The 15,883-nt window shown below is 55.9% G+C and carries 16 protein-coding genes; 10 read left to right on the forward strand and 6 right to left on the reverse strand.

What is annotated here, in order from left to right; translation table 11 throughout:
• Positions 1-108: 108 nt before the first annotated feature.
• Both AC2FJZ_RS05490 and AC2FJZ_RS05495 read right to left on the reverse strand, forming a co-directional pair.
• Positions 109-866, reverse strand: a protein-coding gene (locus AC2FJZ_RS05490) for an IS5 family transposase (RefSeq protein ID WP_496776389.1) whose coding sequence is annotated in 2 segments (ribosomal slippage) — positions 109-530 and positions 530-866 — 759 coding nt in all. Because the reading frame shifts where the segments join, the coding sequence is not laid out codon by codon here.
• Positions 867-1,020: 154 nt separating this feature from the next.
• On the reverse strand, positions 1,021-1,221 hold the full coding sequence (locus tag AC2FJZ_RS05495) for a hypothetical protein (protein ID WP_496776391.1): 201 nt from the start codon (positions 1,219-1,221) through the stop codon (positions 1,021-1,023).
• Between the two features lie 412 nt (positions 1,222-1,633).
• On the opposite strand from AC2FJZ_RS05495, the gene AC2FJZ_RS05500 reads away from it, so the two are divergent.
• From AC2FJZ_RS05500 to AC2FJZ_RS05515, 4 genes are all read left to right on the forward strand, one after another.
• Positions 1,634-3,517, forward strand: a complete 1,884-nt coding sequence (locus tag AC2FJZ_RS05500) for a glycosyltransferase family 92 protein (RefSeq protein WP_496776393.1) — start codon at positions 1,634-1,636, stop codon at positions 3,515-3,517.
• A gap of 93 nt (positions 3,518-3,610) precedes the next feature.
• The gene (locus AC2FJZ_RS05505) at positions 3,611-4,282 is read left to right on the forward strand and encodes a class I SAM-dependent methyltransferase (protein ID WP_496776395.1); all 672 of its coding nucleotides are present in this window, start codon (positions 3,611-3,613) and stop codon (positions 4,280-4,282) included.
• A gap of 22 nt (positions 4,283-4,304) precedes the next feature.
• The gene (locus AC2FJZ_RS05510) at positions 4,305-5,357 is read left to right on the forward strand and encodes a glycosyltransferase family 2 protein (RefSeq protein ID WP_496776397.1); all 1,053 of its coding nucleotides are present in this window, start codon (positions 4,305-4,307) and stop codon (positions 5,355-5,357) included.
• A gap of 27 nt (positions 5,358-5,384) precedes the next feature.
• Positions 5,385-7,286, forward strand: coding sequence for an ATP-grasp fold amidoligase family protein (locus AC2FJZ_RS05515; RefSeq protein WP_496776399.1), 1,902 nt, complete (start codon positions 5,385-5,387; stop codon positions 7,284-7,286).
• 44 nt (positions 7,287-7,330) lie between these two features.
• On the opposite strand, the gene AC2FJZ_RS05520 is transcribed toward AC2FJZ_RS05515, so the two are convergent.
• On the reverse strand, positions 7,331-7,633 hold the full coding sequence (locus tag AC2FJZ_RS05520) for a DUF6476 family protein (RefSeq protein ID WP_496673696.1): 303 nt from the start codon (positions 7,631-7,633) through the stop codon (positions 7,331-7,333).
• Between AC2FJZ_RS05520 and AC2FJZ_RS05525 the strand changes: the two genes are divergently transcribed.
• The 5 genes from AC2FJZ_RS05525 to AC2FJZ_RS05545 all read left to right on the forward strand — a co-directional run bounded on the left by AC2FJZ_RS05525 (position 7,632) and on the right by AC2FJZ_RS05545 (position 12,059).
• Complete coding sequence (locus AC2FJZ_RS05525; RefSeq protein ID WP_496776401.1) at positions 7,632-8,666, forward strand: RluA family pseudouridine synthase; 1,035 nt, start codon at positions 7,632-7,634, stop codon at positions 8,664-8,666. The genes AC2FJZ_RS05520 and AC2FJZ_RS05525 overlap by 2 nt on opposite strands.
• Before the next feature lie 145 nt (positions 8,667-8,811).
• Entirely contained in the window at positions 8,812-9,708 is an 897-nt protein-coding gene (gene rpoH, locus AC2FJZ_RS05530) for an RNA polymerase sigma factor RpoH (protein ID WP_050603648.1), read from the forward strand.
• 160 nt (positions 9,709-9,868) lie between these two features.
• Positions 9,869-10,843, forward strand: a complete 975-nt coding sequence (locus AC2FJZ_RS05535) for a Gfo/Idh/MocA family protein (RefSeq protein ID WP_496776403.1) — start codon at positions 9,869-9,871, stop codon at positions 10,841-10,843.
• A gap of 57 nt (positions 10,844-10,900) precedes the next feature.
• Positions 10,901-11,170, forward strand: coding sequence for a DksA/TraR family C4-type zinc finger protein (locus AC2FJZ_RS05540; protein ID WP_496776405.1), 270 nt, complete (start codon positions 10,901-10,903; stop codon positions 11,168-11,170).
• A gap of 13 nt (positions 11,171-11,183) precedes the next feature.
• A complete protein-coding gene (locus AC2FJZ_RS05545; RefSeq protein ID WP_496776407.1) occupies positions 11,184-12,059 on the forward strand; it encodes a DMT family transporter in 876 nt (291 codons plus the stop codon).
• Here the strand turns inward: AC2FJZ_RS05545 and AC2FJZ_RS05550 are convergent, their stop codons facing one another.
• The 3 genes from AC2FJZ_RS05550 to AC2FJZ_RS05560 all read right to left on the reverse strand — a co-directional run bounded on the left by AC2FJZ_RS05550 (position 12,060) and on the right by AC2FJZ_RS05560 (position 15,230).
• Positions 12,060-13,880: a M3 family oligoendopeptidase gene (locus tag AC2FJZ_RS05550; protein WP_496776409.1), complete on the reverse strand. Its 1,821-nt coding sequence runs from the start codon at positions 13,878-13,880 to the stop codon at positions 12,060-12,062.
• A 97-nt stretch (positions 13,881-13,977) separates the two neighbouring features.
• Positions 13,978-14,940 (reverse strand): alpha/beta hydrolase, encoded by a 963-nt coding sequence (locus AC2FJZ_RS05555; RefSeq protein WP_496776411.1) that lies wholly within the window; start codon positions 14,938-14,940, stop codon positions 13,978-13,980.
• Positions 14,940-15,230, reverse strand: a complete 291-nt coding sequence (locus AC2FJZ_RS05560) for an SCP2 sterol-binding domain-containing protein (protein ID WP_050603643.1) — start codon at positions 15,228-15,230, stop codon at positions 14,940-14,942. Before AC2FJZ_RS05560 ends, AC2FJZ_RS05555 begins: the two co-directional genes overlap by 1 nt.
• 30 nt (positions 15,231-15,260) lie before the next feature.
• Here AC2FJZ_RS05560 and AC2FJZ_RS05565 point away from each other — a divergent pair, with 30 nt between their 5' ends.
• A complete protein-coding gene (locus AC2FJZ_RS05565) occupies positions 15,261-15,869 on the forward strand; it encodes a tetratricopeptide repeat protein (RefSeq protein ID WP_496776413.1) in 609 nt (202 codons plus the stop codon).
• Positions 15,870-15,883: the final 14 nt, after the last annotated feature.

A 15,883-nucleotide genomic window follows, 5' to 3' on the forward strand; every position in this document is an offset into this window, starting at 1 on the left:
CGGGGTTTTGCCAATGGAAAAAAATCAGGATGATGTGCTCAAAATAGAGGGCGCTAAGCTCGTTGGCAGCACTTGGCATCACTATAAACGAGTGCCTAGGGTCAGGACTCATAGCCAGCAAATGACGAGAGCGGCCAGCGCGATTGCTGATAGGAAGACCTTCGTGCATCTGTCATATCGGATTGCGACACGCCGCCAGTCCTTGAGCCTGCCAAACATGATCTCGATCCGGTTGCGTCGTTTGTAGCGACGCTTGTCGTACTTCACCGGCTTCTTCCATTGTTTCCGACCTGGGATGCAAGCGGGTATACCTTTGTCTTTCAACGCTTCTCTGAACCAATCGGCGTCATAGCCGCAGTCGCCGAGCAGCCAATCGACATCCGGCAAGCTGCTCAGCAACGCCCGTGCCCCGATATAACCGCTGACCTGACCGGCGGTCATATACAGGTTGAGCGGTCGGCCCTGGCTGCCGCAGATGGCATGAAGCTTCGTGTTCATACCGCCCTTCGTGCGACCAATCAGGCGTCCAAGCCCCCCTTTTTGACGCCCAAACTGGTCGCTGTTCGATGTGCCTTCAAATAGGTAGCGTCGATCATGACCGTTTTCTGCTCACCGTGTTCGGCGGCCAAACCGGCCATCATCCGGGCGAAGATCCCCTTATCGCTCCAGCGTTTCCAACGGTTGTATAGCGTCTTGTGTAGGCCATATTCAGCGCGTGCATCGCGCCACCGTAAGCCATTGCGATTGATGAAAATGATCCCGCTTAATACGCGCCTGCCATCGACGCGCGGCTTACCGTGGGACTTGGGAAAGAAAGGTGCCAGACGCGCCATCTGGGCGTCACTTAGCCAGAAAAGATCAGACATGTTCACTGCTCGGTTTTCGAGCCGTGAATCACGCAGCTAGCTGGAAATCAATGGGTCCTGACCCTAGCTTTTTCAAACACCGTCGAACTACCCATGAGAAGATAGAAACAGTAATGTAGCGCAAAGCTCACCCAAAAAGTTGCAACTAAACTTGCTACTTACCGAAGAGGATCTCGCGCACCCAATCGACGGATAGGTCGACACCATGGGCGATTTCCTTCGGCGAATGGCCCTCAGCTGCCATTTCTCGGGGTCGACTGTTACAGGCGGCGCGCACGATGAAACGGCAATTGGACGGCTGCGTCATCATCCCGGAAAACGCCTTGACCAGCTTGTTAGCATCTTTCCAGCCCACAACCCGAACCAAGGGATGATTTACCGACGGCAGGCGTTTGCGCTGACCTACAAAATCGCAGTGTCTGAGGCGACTGAGGAGAACGACAGAAGTTGGCTTGAAGTACCAACCAACGAAAAAGCTGTTAAGTTGTTGAAAGTAAATGACCCTGCCTCACCAACCGACGCGTTGCCTCAGTAAATGTGTTCTTCGACCGAACCAACCTTGGTCTTCCTTCAAATGACAATCGTTTTGTTTGCAAACCGGTGATGGTGAGCAGAAGGTACGCTTGTAAACGGCCGCAATGCCCGGCTTTGTTGCCTGGGCCTGTCCACTTGCAATGCCATTCGGTGGCCCGTAACACGGCTGTAAGGGAATGCGCGCTACGCCTCTGTGATGCAGATAGAGTGTGCCATGGTTGCAGGGTGAATGAATGAGACTTGTCATTTCCACTATGAAAGATGAAGGCCCTTTCATCCTCGAGTGGATTGCCTATTACCAGTCGATCGGCTTCACCCACTTCATCGTCAATTCAAATGATTGCTCGGACGGCACCGACGCGATCCTGAGTCGATGTCAGGAACTGGGGTTTCTTGCACATATCGACAATCCGGGGCCTTGGAAATTCGGGCCTCAGGCTTCGGCTTACGCGAACGCGATGAAACATCCATGGTGCAAAGAGGCCGAGTGGATATTGGTGTGTGACGTTGACGAGTTTTTCGACATCCGCATCGGAGAAGGGACTTTGGACGATCTGTTTCGTGCATTGCCATATGCAGATGGGTTTACTGCAATTTGGCAGCTATTTGGGCACAACGGGGTTGTTGAATTCGAAGACCGGTTCATTGTTGATCAGTTTACCTGTGCGGGTGAGCTTGGAGCTGTCAGTCCGCACAACTTGCGGGCGTTCAAGTCTTTGTTCCGAAACAACGGATCGTATCGGACAATCAGTACGCATCGACCGCGTGGACCAGTACCTAAAAAAGCGGACCGTTTTACTTGGATCGATGGCGATGGTGATCCGTTGCCTCCTGCGATGCGTCGACGGGGGTGGGCTTATTCCTCGACGGGGGCCGGGTTTGGGCGCAGACTTTTTCGAATGAACCACTATGCAGTGCGGTCAGTGGAAAGCTATCTGATGAAACGGTTGCGAGGGGATGTGAATACCTCGAGTTTTCATCCCAAGATGGAAGCAACCGGTCAGGCGTACTGGCGACTGCATTGCTATAACGACATCGAAGAAACCTCGATCCTGTCAAAAGTTGCCCGCCTGCGCCGGGTTTACGAAAAGCTGCAGTCAGATTCAGTTCTGAGGCAGTTGCACGAGCAGGCGGTTGCGTATCACAAAGACCGTATCGCAAGCCTTCTCGAGACCGATGTGGCGAAGGAATTTGTCGCGAAATTCAGACGGTTTCACAGCGGGCGCTATGTCAAGGCACTGGAACTTGGTGTGATGGAAGATGGTGATTTGTCCTTCAACACCGAACTCTACAAAGACCCTGAAATCACATTTGCTCAGGTTGCAAAGTGGACGCGCCTGGGCAAAATGTCCAAGGCCGAGAACTCCAAGCCGAACAATTTCCCTTGGTTCGTTCGCCTCGATTCCCTTGGTACGACGTTCGACCATGAAGAGGCTGTGACGCAACACGCGCAGATTACCGATGCCAAGCAGGTTTCGGTGCCGTTTGACCCGAAAGATCCGGCTTTCTTGCCCTCTGCTTCTCCTGAGATTGAAAGAACGAAAGACCAGCGTCAAAGCTTTTTGCAATCCATCAGTGGCAAGAAAAATTGGGCGCTGATCGGGCATGTCGAAACGGAAATCGTTGAGGAAATACTTGCCTTGGATGCCGTCGCGCAATTGACGCTCATAGCGCCATGGGGGCTGTCTTGGGACAGCTTCACTTGCGCGGATGCTTCGCAGGATCCGGATCTACAGGCGCTTGATCGCACGTTTTATGCGTTGCTGGAGTATTTCCGCGAGCCGATCCTGGCCGGGCGCCTCAAAGTCTACCGCGCGCTGCCACCTTTGATGCTTAAGCTTTTTGAAGATGAAAGTGTCGGTGTTGTCATAATTCGCGGGGTGCGCACAGAGCAGGTGATGAGCCAGCTTTTGCGTCGCATCGACCGGGTTCTTGCGCCGGGCGGCAGTATCGCATTCACGTCCTATCGCCGTCATGGAGGCGGGTCCTATTCAGGAATGAATGCGGCAATAAACAGTTTTCTGGGGCGCAATGCAGCAAGATACAGGATAACCGGCTTGCAGCCACCGTGGCTTGGTATCGACAAGTTGCCGCCACTTCCCAAAAAGGACACATAGCTTCTGGTTCTTGATACGATGACATGATAGCCATGGCTTAATAAACAAAACGGGTTAGAGCGAACCGAATGCCCGTCTGTAAGTGAGGTCGAGATGTCAAACGAACCCAAGGTTATCGGTGTTGCACCCGGCAGCCAGCAAAAACCAAAGGCTGACAAGGCGACCAAGCGGAAGAACAGTAAAGAAGCGATCCGCCGCACTTTCCTTTCGCGCCTACCCAAGGGTGGCGTCGCGGTTGAGATCGGTGTCTGGCAGGGGGCGTTCTCTCCGACCATTCTGAAGCTTATTGAACCCAGTCAGCTGTTTCTCATCGACCCATGGAAGCATATTGGAGAAGAGTCCCATACAACGGCTTTCGTCGGGCGGACCGAAGATGAAAAGATGGAGGCCATCTTTCAGAAGGTGGTCAAATCTTTCGAACAAGAGATCGAAGAGGGCAAGGTCGGTATCATCCGCGATTTCTCGGTTCCCGCGCTCGCGCTGTTTGAAGACGAAAGCATCTCGTTTGCCTATGTCGATGGTGACCATTCTTATGAGGGCGTGACCGCCGATCTGGCGGCACTGTTTCCCAAGATCAAGCCCGGCGGGATCATGGCGTTCGACGATTACCATCGCCGTGGCTGGTGGGGCGACGGCGTGATCCGCGCGGTCAACGAGTTTCTAGGCAAGCACCCCCGAGAGCTGCGCATCCGGGCGATCGCCGGCGCTCAGATCGCGATAGAAAAGATTGTCCCGCAGGACAACGACAAAGGTCAGGACAATTAATCCGCGGGATTGAGGGGCAGCGATGGACAAGCCGGAAAAAATCCTCATCACTGCGATGAAGAACGAGGGGCCCTATATCTTGGAATGGGTCGCCCATCACAAGGTGTTGGGGTTCGACAGGATAATTGTCTACACCAATGACTGTTCAGACGGCACAAACCAGATACTTCGCCGTTTGCAGGACATGGGCCATGTCGAGTTTCATAAAAACCGCGTTGGAACAGGCGGGATTCACCGATCCGCCCTCAGACAAGCGCGTCGTCTGCCGGTCGTGAAAGAAGCCAAATGGATTTACGTTGGCGATGCGGATGAGTTTCTGAACATCCACGTTGGCAATCACAAAGTTGATGATCTGATCGAAGAAACGCCGGGCGTTGACGTCATCTCAATCCCTTGGAAGATTTTTTCGAACAGTGGCAGGCACGTGCTGCGGGATAAACCTGTCACGCAGCAATTCTTTGATGCTGAGTTGGACTATGAACACGGTGGGGCAGGGCGTCGTTTCGTAAAGTCCTTGTTCCGGCAGGGTGAGCTGTATTTGCGTTTCGGCTTGCACAACCCTCATCCTAAACCTGAATTTCAGGCGGCGATGTTTCGGTCTGTGCCCGGGGGGCACGCGAAAGAACCTGCGCCCTTCGGCAACCATGTCTCACCGCCCTTTGGCCTCGAAGTCGCACAAATAAACCATTACGCCGTTCGCTCTACCCAGGCTTATCTGGCCAAGCGAAGCCGGGGCAGGGCAAACCATTCGTCCCAGACGCTGGGAACGGATTACTGGGATCGCTGGAACCGTGGCGGTGCGACGGATGAAACAATCCTGCGCTACAAGGACGAAGTCGATGCGGTGCTGGAGGAGTTTCGTTCAGATGATCGGCTCAAACGGTTGCACAGAAAATCGTTCCGTTGGCACAAGGCGCTGATCAACGAACTTCTGAAACAACCGGATTATCATGAGCTGTACCAGAAATTACTGGCCACGCCGGCCGTGGAATTTGTCGGAAAAGATCGCATCGTGCGGGAACGGCTTTCGACTGAGACGATCCACACGACCGGCGAACAGCAACCAGAATCCTAGTCAAACGCCCTTCGGAGACATACGTTAATGGCTGCGGATCATTCTCTTCCGACGATTGGTATGCTCTGGATGGAAGGCCGCCTGAGTTTTCTGGAGCAGATGTGCATGTTGTCCTTTGTCGAACAGGGGCACAGGCTTGTTTTGTTTCACTACGGGCAGGTCGAAAACGTGCCTTCAGGTGTTGAACTGGTATCGGCCAATGAAGTGCATGAGCCGAAACAGTTCATTGTGAACAATCAGTTCAATACACCTGTACCGCAATCCGACATCTTCAGATTGCAGTTGATGAAGAAGACGGATTTCCTGTGGTGCGATACGGATGTTGTGGCGCTGGCCCCGATTCCAAAAGCGGATCATATCTTTGGCTATTTCAACCGAGACACGATTTGCAACGCGGTGATGCGGCTGCCGCCCGACAGTCCGGCGCTGAACGCTTATGTGGAGTACAGCGAAGACCCTTACCCGATCCGCCCTTGGGTCGAAGGAGAGGAACGGGAAGAGCTGGAGCGCATGAAACGCGCAGGTGAGTTGCCGCACGCGTCAGATCAGGAGCACAGCGTTTATGGTCCAGGCGTCATGACCTGGTATCTGCGCCAACATGACGAGCTGAAACATGCCTGCCCAATCCCCGTGTTTTATCCGCTGCCGTTCCGTCAGGCTGGGCAAGCCAACGACATTCACGTTCGCGAATTCAGAGGCACCTATATCAAGGATGACACTCTTGCCGTGCATTTGTGGGGCCGCCGGATGCGGTGGTGGATCGCAAATGGTATCAAACGGCATTCATTCCTCGACAGACGCCTGCGGAATTTAGGCATCCGCGCCAGCGATGCACCTTTGCCGCGCCACGGCAGAAAGGGGCCCAAACCGATCGAGTTTCCGGCCAATTTACCCGCGCTGCGCGCAACAACCGAGGACATCCGAAAGGCCACGCGCGGTGCAATGTCCACGGCCCTGCTGTCTGACAGGGAAGACTATCTGAAAGCGGCGCAGGCCGAACTCGATAAGATCACGACCGACAATCTCTATGGTGTAAACGATCCGCCGCCTCCGGGCTGTTCGCGTGGCTGGGATTTCTACGGCAGCGACGCGGCGCGGCTGAACGCGCTTGCGTTGTCTATGTTCAATTATGCCGAAAGCCACCGCCATCTACCCGACCTCTGTGACCCAAGCACGTTTTCGGAAAAGCTGTTGATCATGAAGCTGTTCGGTGCCGTCCCTCATGCGTTTGTCGCGGATAATGACGTAGAGTTGGAAAAGGTGCCGGATATTCTGACCGTGCCTAAGCGGGTGTGGCATGCACAGTCTCCGACGTTGCCGGACGCACTTGAAGGCGAGCCTGGAGAGTATTGCTTGAAAGGCTCAGCCAACGCGGCGCACAGGATTGGGGTGTCGCTTCCTCTGGAAGATGCTGAGCGTGATGAGGCAAACAATCAGTTGGCCGCGTGGCACAAGACCAAAACGCCGGAAGGGTTTTGGACTGGCGACTGGTGGCGCGTCACCAGTCAGCCCATCTATTGCCTCGAAGAAGATCTGTCAGCCGGTGATCAATCGGTCAGCGAATGGCGGTTCTGGGTGATCGCCGGACACGTACACTTGGTGCAGGTTGATCGTGACCGGGGGCGCGGACGTATTCAGATGCTGCACGACTGCAACTACACATACTTGGTGGATGAGCTGTTGTTCCCAACCAGTTCTGACACAGAGCCACGGCCCACGCAGTTCGATGATATGATCCGGATCGCGGAAGCCATGGCAATAGATGTCGAACTTGCCAGAGTAGATTTCAGCCTGATTGAGGAAAGGATCTGCTTGCGCGAGGTTGCTCTGTCTCCGCTCGCGGGAAAGCAGAAAATACGTTCAGATGCGCTGGATCAGCAATTGGGCGCGGCATGGACCGGAACAGCCTTATTCCCCAGCAACAGCTAAGCTGCGTGTCAGATCACTTATGTGGATGAGTTGCTGCATGGGGGTCACTCAACCACGATCTCCTGACGTAGCTTTCCGGTCGTTTTGTCAAAGATCAGAACACGGTTGTCATCGGTGACAACTGCATACCAGTTGGAGCCGATGGTCAACGCCTGCGCCTTTGCGCCGCCCGGCAAATCGATCTGATCCGGAAGGGTGGGGGTGCGGTCCGATAGGCGGATGACAATCAGGGCGAATGTCACTAGAACCCCGCCAATCATCACCGCGGTCAGCAGCATGACCATCCGCCGCAGCAATCGCAACTGTGGTGTTTCCTGCGGTTCTTGGGGTTCGGAAGGGACAGTCATGGGCACCCGCCAGATTGAGTTTCAGATCGCGGCTGATCCGCCGCCTCGCCTTGATAAGGCGCTTTCCCGGGATGTGCCAGACGGTGAAAACCTGTCGCGCACCCGGTTGGCCCGCCTGATCCAAGAGGGCGCGGTTCAGATCGACGGAAGTGAGACACGTGACCCCAAGGCAAAAGTTGCGGAAGGGGCGCAGATTACCATCGTCGTGGCCGAGGCCGAAGACAGCCATATCGGCCCCGAAGACATCCCGCTTGAAGTCGTCTTCGAAGATGCGGACGTGATCGTCGTGAACAAGCTTGCAGGTATGGTCGTACACCCTGCGCCGGGCTCGCCCAGCGGAACGCTGGTGAACGCGTTGCTGCACCATTGCGGTGACGATCTGTCAGGTGTCGGCGGGGTCAAACGTCCGGGCATCGTGCATCGGATCGACAAGGAAACCAGTGGCCTTCTGGTGGTTGCAAAATCAGACGCAGCGCATCACGGTCTGGCCGAGCAATTTGCAGCCCACAGCGTAGAACGGTATTATCGCGCAGTGTGCTACGGTGTGCCGGACGCAAACGACCCCCGATTGCGCGGTGTCAAAGGGATCAATTTCGAGCCCGGCAACATCATGCGCGTGACAACGCAGCTAGCGCGGCACAAAACCGACCGTCAGAGACAGGCGGTTCTGTTCCACGGTGGCCGCCACGCGGTGACCCGCGCGCGTGTTGTCGAATCCTTCGGAACGCCTGCGGGGTTGGCTCTGATCGAATGCTGGCTGGAAACCGGTCGAACCCATCAGATACGTGTGCATTTGGCCCATGCAGGGCACGGGCTGGTCGGAGATCCGGTTTATGGCGGCAAGCGCAAACTTTCTGCCAAAGCGTTTTCTGCTGCGACCGCCGACACTGTGCGTGAATTCCCCCGTCAGGCGCTTCACGCCGCCGTTTTGGGTTTTGAACACCCTGTCAGCGGTGAAACCCTGCGGTTCGAGGCCGAATTGCCGGATGACATGCAAAACCTGATTGCAGGGCTTCGCATACCGCTGTCATAATAAGCAAAGTCTCGTGAGTAAGAGCTTCTTATCTTTCCTTAACAGAAGTTTAATTTCAGACTGATAGCAGCACCTCTTGAATGGGATGGGTTCCTTACCCATATCCTATGTTAAAGACTTAAACATTTGTCGGAGGGACATCATAATGGCAAACTACGCAAATCTCCCCGCACCGACGCCCGAGGGCGGTCTGAATCGCTATATGCAGGAAATCCGCAAGTTTCCTCTGCTGGAGCCGGAAGAAGAATATATGCTGGCCAAGCGCTGGGTCGAAGAGCAGGACACCGAAGCTGCGCATAAGATGGTGACATCTCACCTGCGGCTGGCGGCCAAAATCGCCATGGGCTATCGCGGCTATGGTCTGCCGCAGGCCGAAGTGATTTCCGAGGCCAATGTGGGCCTGATGCAGGCGGTTAAAAAATTCGACCCCGAGAAAGGCTTCCGTCTGGCGACCTATGCCATGTGGTGGATCCGCGCCTCGATTCAGGAGTATGTCCTGAGGTCGTGGTCGATGGTCAAGCTGGGCACGACTTCGGCACAGAAGAAACTGTTCTTCAACCTGCGCAAGGCCAAGGCCCGTATCGGCGCTTTGGAAGAAGGCGACATGCGCCCGGAAAATGTCAAACGGATCGCCGAGGATCTGGGCGTTACCGAAGACGAAGTGATCAGCATGAACCGCCGGATGTCCGGTGGGGACGCATCGCTGAACGCCACGGTTGGTTCCGAAGGCGAAGGCACGATGCAGTGGCAGGACTGGCTGGAAGATGAAGATGCGGATCAGGCAGGCGATTATGAGGCGCGCGACGAATTGGAAGCGCGCCGCGAGTTGCTGACTGCCGCTCTGGATGTTCTGAACGATCGGGAAAAGGACATCCTGACTCAGCGTCGCTTGATGGATCAGCCTGTGACGCTGGAAGAGCTCAGCACGCAATACAATGTCAGCCGCGAACGTATTCGCCAGATCGAGGTGCGTGCCTTTGAGAAGTTGCAGAAAAAAATGCGGGATCTGGCTCGCGAAAAAGGGATGCTGAGCGTCAGCTGACCAAAAAACCAGCCCGCACGCGTTTGCGGGCTGGTTTCGTTTTTCCCCTCGTTGAAAAAGATATGTAGCGTTGATCGGTGCACGGCTTAATCGCACCGTGATTTGACTCTTGGCTACAAAAGGCGGCACTGAAGTCACTTAGAAACGGATGGAGGGCGCGATGCCAAAACCTGTTCAGTTTGGTGTTTTAGGAGCCGCAAAATTTGCGCGGGAATATATGGCGCCGGCGATTCATTCCGCCAACGGCGCACAGTTGGCTGCTCTAGCGACGTCCGATACAGCGAAGGCGAATCCATTTCTGTCGTTTTGCCCTGATCTCAAGGTGCCCAACAGTTACGACGCGCTGTTGGCAGACCCCGGGATAGACGCGATCTACATCCCTCTGCCCAACCATTTGCACGTCGAATGGAGCCTGAAGGCCCTGGACGCTGGCAAGCACGTGCTGTGCGAAAAACCGATGACCCTGCGCGCGGATGAGTTTGGCACGTTGATTGCCAAGCGTGACCAGACCGGCTTGCTTGCAGCCGAAGCTTATATGATCGTGCATCACCCCCAATGGCAGATGGCACGCGATCTGATCGCGGACGGGGCCATCGGGAATTTGGTGCACGTGACCGGCGCGTTCAGTTTTGACAATCGGGCGGATACCGGGAACATCCGCAACCGCGCTGAAACCGGTGGTGGCGGTCTGCGGGATATCGGCGTCTATGTGATCGGCGGCGCACGCTTTGCCACCGGGGCGGAGCCCGTGTCGGTACAATCCGCGATCCGTTGGCAGGACGATATCGATGTCTTTACCGAAATTCGGGCCCAGTTCCCCGGGTTCACCTATTCTGCTTACGTGTCCATTCGGGCGCACCCTCATCAGGAAATGGTGTTCCATGGCGAGCGCGGCCTGATCCGTCTGGCAACACCCTTCAATGCCCGTGTGTTCGGTGAAGCGCGGGTCGAGCTGCACCGGCCGGGGCTTGAGGTTCAAATCAACCGGTTCCCCGCAGCAGATCATTACAAGCTTCAGGTCGAAGCCTTCTGCCGGTCAGTTCGGGACGGGGCGGAGTACCCCTGTCCGCTGGAGTTTTCGCGCGGCACGCAAGAGGTGATCGACCGTGTGTTCGAGGGAGCGGTGCCGCTGTAACTTGCTCTCATGGCGCTGCCTCGGCTATCTTGCTTGGTATTCTTGCAGGAGGCGACCATGGCCGGAGGTTGGGCGCGCGACGGCGCGGTGAGCGAACAGATCGAAGCGTCGATTTCGGACGAACTGGCGCGGATGCGGGCGCAAAAGCGTCCTGTTGGCGAAAGCTTGACCCATTGTGCGGAATGTGAAGAGCCAATCCCCGAGAAACGACGTTTGGCTTTGCCGGGCGTCAAGCTGTGCCTGGATTGCCAGCAGGACCGGGATGGCGCGTTCATGGCGCGTGGCGGCGTCAATCGGCGCGGGTCAAAAGATAGCCAGTTGAAGTAAACGAGGCAGCAGCATGACCAAGACCAACCTTTTGCAAAACGGTTTGGCTCTTGGGTTTCTCGCGGCGTTTCTGTGGGGCACACACAGTGTCATCGTTCGCTATTTGACCAGTGATCTTGGTGGATTGCAGATTGCCGTCACGCGGTTGTTCATCGCTGCGCTTGCCATCTTCGTCATGCTTCGGGTCATGCGGGTTTCGATTTCGCTCCGGTTAAGTGATTGGAACTTTCGACTGGCCGTCCTGTCAACAGTGGTCAACTACATCCTTTTTCATATCGGGTTGGAACATACAGGTGCAGCCAATGCGATGGTGCTTGAAAACACCGCACCTTTCTTTGTTCTGGTGTTCCTCTATTTCTTTGCAGACACGCCAGTTACGCGTACTGATTTTTTTGCCACCGCATTGGCAATTTTGGGCGTATTTCTAACGGTGTACCGAGACTTCCAAGGTGGCGGCGAGCCTTTGTTCGGCGACTTGATGGAAATCGGCGCCGGTCTCAGTTGGGCGGTGTTCCTGATTTCCAGCAGCCGTGCGATGCGCAATTCGGAAACGACGGGGGAACGCCTGAACTTCCTGTTCGGAATATTCCTTTGCTCAGGTGTGCTGCTGCTGCCGCTGGCGGCGTTTACGCTGCAGGTTCCTACGGCAAATGACCTGGTCTTTCTGATCTTGCTGGGCGTTCTGCCTACCGCTTTGGCCTATTACCTGTGGTACGAGGCCGCCGCGCGGGTCTCTACCTTGACCGCAACTTTGATGTTTGCAGCTTCGGTTGTGTTCACATTTATTAACTCGGCGCTGTTTTTGGGGGCCACAATCACTCCGATTGCGGCCCTTGGTGCGGTTTTGATCGTGGCTGCCGTGTTCTTGACGACAAAAGGCCAGACGTAACTAGGCCTCCATCGCCTCCAGCTCATCGATAAAGCCCGAGATCATCGACAGGCCCTTGTCCCAGAACTTGGGATTGCTCGCGTCCAAACCAAACGGCGCCAGCAGTTCCTTGTGATGTTTGGACCCACCAGCGCGCAGCATCTCGAAATACTTGTCCTCGAATCCTTCTGCGCCGCTTTCGTAAACCGAATAGAGTGCATTCACCAAGCCGTCGCCGAAGGCGTAGGCATAGACATAGAAGGGAGAATGCACGAAGTGCGGGATGTAGGCCCAGAAGGTCTCGTACCCATCCATGAATTCAAATGCCGGGCCCAGGCTTTCGGCCTGAACGCTCATCCACAAGGCGTTGATATCGTCGGGGGTCAACTCGCCCTCACGGCGCGCGGCGTGCAGCTTGCATTCAAAGTCGTAGAAGGCGATCTGGCGAACCACGGTGTTGATCATGTCCTCGACCTTGCCGGCCAGCAGCACTTTGCGCTGTTCCGGGGTTTCGGCCTGATCCAGCATTTTACGGAAGGTCAGCATTTCGCCAAAGACCGAGGCGGTTTCAGCCAGCGTCAGCGGGGTTGAGGACAGCATCTCACCCTGATCGGCGGCCAGCACCTGATGCACACCATGTCCCAGCTCATGCGCCAGGGTCATCACGTCGCGCTGTTTGCCCAGATAGTTGAGCATCACGTAGGGGTGGACATCGGTAACGGTCGGATGAGCAAAAGCTCCGGGTGCTTTACCGGGTTTCACCGCAGCGTCTATCCATCCTTTCGAAAAGAACGGGGCTGCGATCTCACCCATGCGGGGATCGAAGGCGTCATAGGCGTCCATAACGGTCTTTTCGGCTTCGTTCCAATTGACGACGCGCGTGTCTTCCATCGGCAGCGGTGCATTGCGGTCCCAGACCTGCATCACGTCCAGACCAAGCCATTTGCGTTTCAGTTCGTAATACCTGTGGCTGAGCTTGGGATACGCGGCCACGACCGCCTCGCGCAGGGCTTCCACCACTTCGGGTTCGACATCGTTGGACAGGTGACGCCCGGTCTGAGCGCTGGGCATATTGCGCCAGCGGTCGACGATTTCCTTTTCCTTGGATTGCGTGTTGTGAACGCGGGCAAAGGTTTTGATGTTGTCCTGAAACACCGATGCAAGCTCGCGCGCAGCTACTTCGCGCTTGGAGCGATCTTGCTCGGTCAACAGGTTTAGGGTGCCTTCGATGTTCAGCTCGTCACCGTCAACGTCAAATATCAGTCCGGCAATAGTTTCATCAAACAGACGTTCCCATGCGTCGCCGACAACACCCAGATCGTGCAGGAACTTTTCCAGCTCATCGGACAGTTGGTAGGGCTTCATCGCACGGATGCGGCGGAAAACGGGCTCATACCGTGCCAGATCGGCATTGGCGTCGAAACGCGCTTTCAGAGCGCTATCCTCGATCCGGTTTATTTCCAGTGTGAAAAAGACCAACGGTGTGGTGAAGATCGTGATTTTTTCCTGCATGTCGGACAGGAATTTGGCGCGCTCGGCATCCGTGGTCAGTTGGTAATAGCGCAGGCCGGCGAAAGACATGATGCGTCCGGCAATGGAATTGATCTTTTCGTTGCGCAACACACAGGCCAGCAGGCCACTTGCGTCCAGATCGGCCAGTTTGCCTTCGTAATCCGCGGCAAAGGCGGCGCATTCGCCTTCCAGCCAGCCCAGATCGCGCTCAAGTTCGGGCGCTTCTTCCGAGGTGTAGAGATCGCTCAGATCCCATTCCGGAAGATTGCCCAGATTGTCGGCACCGCCCATTGCGTTTGCGTCACGGACGGGAAAGGGAAGGTCGCGCATGGATCACCTTTTGTAGATAGCTTTCGCAAACATCTAGGGCTGGCGCGCACGGATCACAAGCGGCCAGTCTTCCGGGTGGAAGAAAGGGTCCAGGTTTTCAGCCCTCGGAAGAACGGGTTTGATTAGACAGAAAATGTTCGGCCATCTGATCCAGAACCGGCCCACGCACATCCGGTGCCTCCATCAACACTTCGTGCTCGCCATCCGGGATTTCGACCAATGTGCCGTTTGGCCAGTTTTCCATACGTGCGCGAATGGCCTTGCGGTCTACGATCTGTTCGTGGCTGCCAAGAAAGGTCAGGCCGGACGTGTCAGGTGCGGGTTGTTCCATCAGCCAGGCACATTCGTTCAGCGATTCTCGCAACCAAAGGTTTGAGGGCGCCCCAAGCGCCAGCTCGGGATGGGCCTTTAGCTGATCCTGCATCATCTGAAACATCGCCGGATCGCGGGTCAGCATGTTGCCTTCGAACGGTTGCGACAGGACATAGCTTTCCAGCGTTGTGGTCGGTGGTGTCTTTTCGCCAAGGCCAAGCGCTGTGCCCCAATAGGCCGTCACACGGCTGAGAGGTTTCATAACCGGAGTGAAGAAAATGCCCCACATCGGCCCGGTGAAGGCACAGGCTGCAAAGCACTTCTGTGCCATTACGGCCCGCAAACCAATGGCACCGCCCATCGAATGTCCGATCACGTACCAGGGCTTTGGCAGGTTCAGCAAGTGGGCATAATCAAGCGTGGCCTGAACGTCGTGCTGATAGTCCGTGAACTGATCGACATGGCCGATACGGGGATTGTCCAGCAGGCGATCTGCCAGGCCCTGACCGCGCCAATCAACGGCAAGCATGGCAAAGCCGCGTTGGATGAACTCGGCTGCGGTGCCTCCGTATTTTTCGATATACTCCGTTCGACCGGGAAACATCAGAACGGTGCCACGCACATCGCCTTCGGGCAGCCAATGGCCGACCCGGATTCGTATCTGGTCCGAAGTCATTAGCCAGTGGGCGCTCCCACCGGCGGGACCGCCGGCCACGTCTTCAAAAAAAGGGGCCGGCGTCAATTCCATCAGGCCAGCACCGATGCAAGTTTCATGGCAACGCCCATGTCGCCGTCAATGCTCAGCTTGCCGGACATGAACGCACCGGTGGGGTTCAGTTCACCGCTGAGGATTTGCTCGAACGTGTCGGCGTCTGCGCTCATGGTGACATCAGCATCATCATCGCTGACCCGCGCGCCGTCTGCGTCCAAAACAATTGCGCCCAGATCGGCGATAGCAAACTTGGCCGAGGCATCGAACGCGCCGCCTTCCAGTTTTTCATTCAGCGCGGCTGCCGCCTTTTCAAGAATCTCGCTCATGCTTTTCCTCATTTTGTTAGTGCGCCGTGAATGGACATCCCCGGTCGCAACGCTACACTGACTATTGTTATGATCATTGCAATACACAATCTCAAAGGTATCGTTGCGGCACTTGTTGTCCTAGTCACGTTTTCCACCAGTTGCCTCGCGCAACAGGCGGATTTGCGGGATGAGGGCGCGCTGCTGGAGCAACTGGCCGAGTCCTCGCCCGAACAGGCAATGGCACTGGACCGGCAACTTCAAGCATTGTGGGCGCAGTCCGGCTCGGCCTCGGCGGATCTGCTATTGGAACGCGGTCGCGAAGCCCTTGATGGCGGAGATATTGATGCCGCGTTGGACCATCTGACTGCGTTGACGGATCACGCACCCGAATTTGCAGAAGGCTGGCATGTACGCGCCTCGGCATTTTTCGGGATGGAACGGTTCGGAATGGCGGCGGCTGATCTGGAGCACGCATTGACCCTCAACCCCAACAACTATGAGGCGATATACGGGCTGGGTTTGATCTTTGAGATTATCGGAGAACCTCAGAAAGCCTATGACGCGTATTCGCGGGCCTTGGCTATACATCCCCATCACGAAGAAGTAACCAATGCGGTGAATCGACTGAAGCCTCAGATCGAAGGCGCAGCGCTGTAAGGTCCGGGGCAGGG

The sequence above is a fragment of the Ruegeria sp. CDSA079 genome, assembly GCF_059612245.1.

What these genes read in the sequence shown, in the direction of transcription:
- AC2FJZ_RS05500 (WP_496776393.1), top strand. Translation starts at nt 1,634, where the DNA reads ATGAGACTTGTCATTTCCACTATGAAAGATGAAGGCCCTTTCATCCTC.
- AC2FJZ_RS05505 (WP_496776395.1), top strand. Translation starts at nt 3,611, where the DNA reads ATGTCAAACGAACCCAAGGTTATCGGTGTTGCACCCGGCAGCCAGCAA.
- AC2FJZ_RS05510 (WP_496776397.1), top strand. Translation starts at nt 4,305, where the DNA reads ATGGACAAGCCGGAAAAAATCCTCATCACTGCGATGAAGAACGAGGGG.
- AC2FJZ_RS05515 (WP_496776399.1), top strand. Translation starts at nt 5,385, where the DNA reads ATGGCTGCGGATCATTCTCTTCCGACGATTGGTATGCTCTGGATGGAA.
- AC2FJZ_RS05525 (WP_496776401.1), top strand. Translation starts at nt 7,632, where the DNA reads ATGGGCACCCGCCAGATTGAGTTTCAGATCGCGGCTGATCCGCCGCCT.
- AC2FJZ_RS05520 (WP_496673696.1), bottom strand. Translation starts at nt 7,633, where the DNA reads ATGACTGTCCCTTCCGAACCCCAAGAACCGCAGGAAACACCACAGTTG.
- rpoH (WP_050603648.1), top strand. Translation starts at nt 8,812, where the DNA reads ATGGCAAACTACGCAAATCTCCCCGCACCGACGCCCGAGGGCGGTCTG.
- AC2FJZ_RS05535 (WP_496776403.1), top strand. Translation starts at nt 9,869, where the DNA reads ATGCCAAAACCTGTTCAGTTTGGTGTTTTAGGAGCCGCAAAATTTGCG.
- AC2FJZ_RS05540 (WP_496776405.1), top strand. Translation starts at nt 10,901, where the DNA reads ATGGCCGGAGGTTGGGCGCGCGACGGCGCGGTGAGCGAACAGATCGAA.
- AC2FJZ_RS05545 (WP_496776407.1), top strand. Translation starts at nt 11,184, where the DNA reads ATGACCAAGACCAACCTTTTGCAAAACGGTTTGGCTCTTGGGTTTCTC.
- AC2FJZ_RS05550 (WP_496776409.1), bottom strand. Translation starts at nt 13,880, where the DNA reads ATGCGCGACCTTCCCTTTCCCGTCCGTGACGCAAACGCAATGGGCGGT.
- AC2FJZ_RS05555 (WP_496776411.1), bottom strand. Translation starts at nt 14,940, where the DNA reads ATGGAATTGACGCCGGCCCCTTTTTTTGAAGACGTGGCCGGCGGTCCC.
- AC2FJZ_RS05560 (WP_050603643.1), bottom strand. Translation starts at nt 15,230, where the DNA reads ATGAGCGAGATTCTTGAAAAGGCGGCAGCCGCGCTGAATGAAAAACTG.
- AC2FJZ_RS05565 (WP_496776413.1), top strand. Translation starts at nt 15,261, where the DNA reads ATGGACATCCCCGGTCGCAACGCTACACTGACTATTGTTATGATCATT.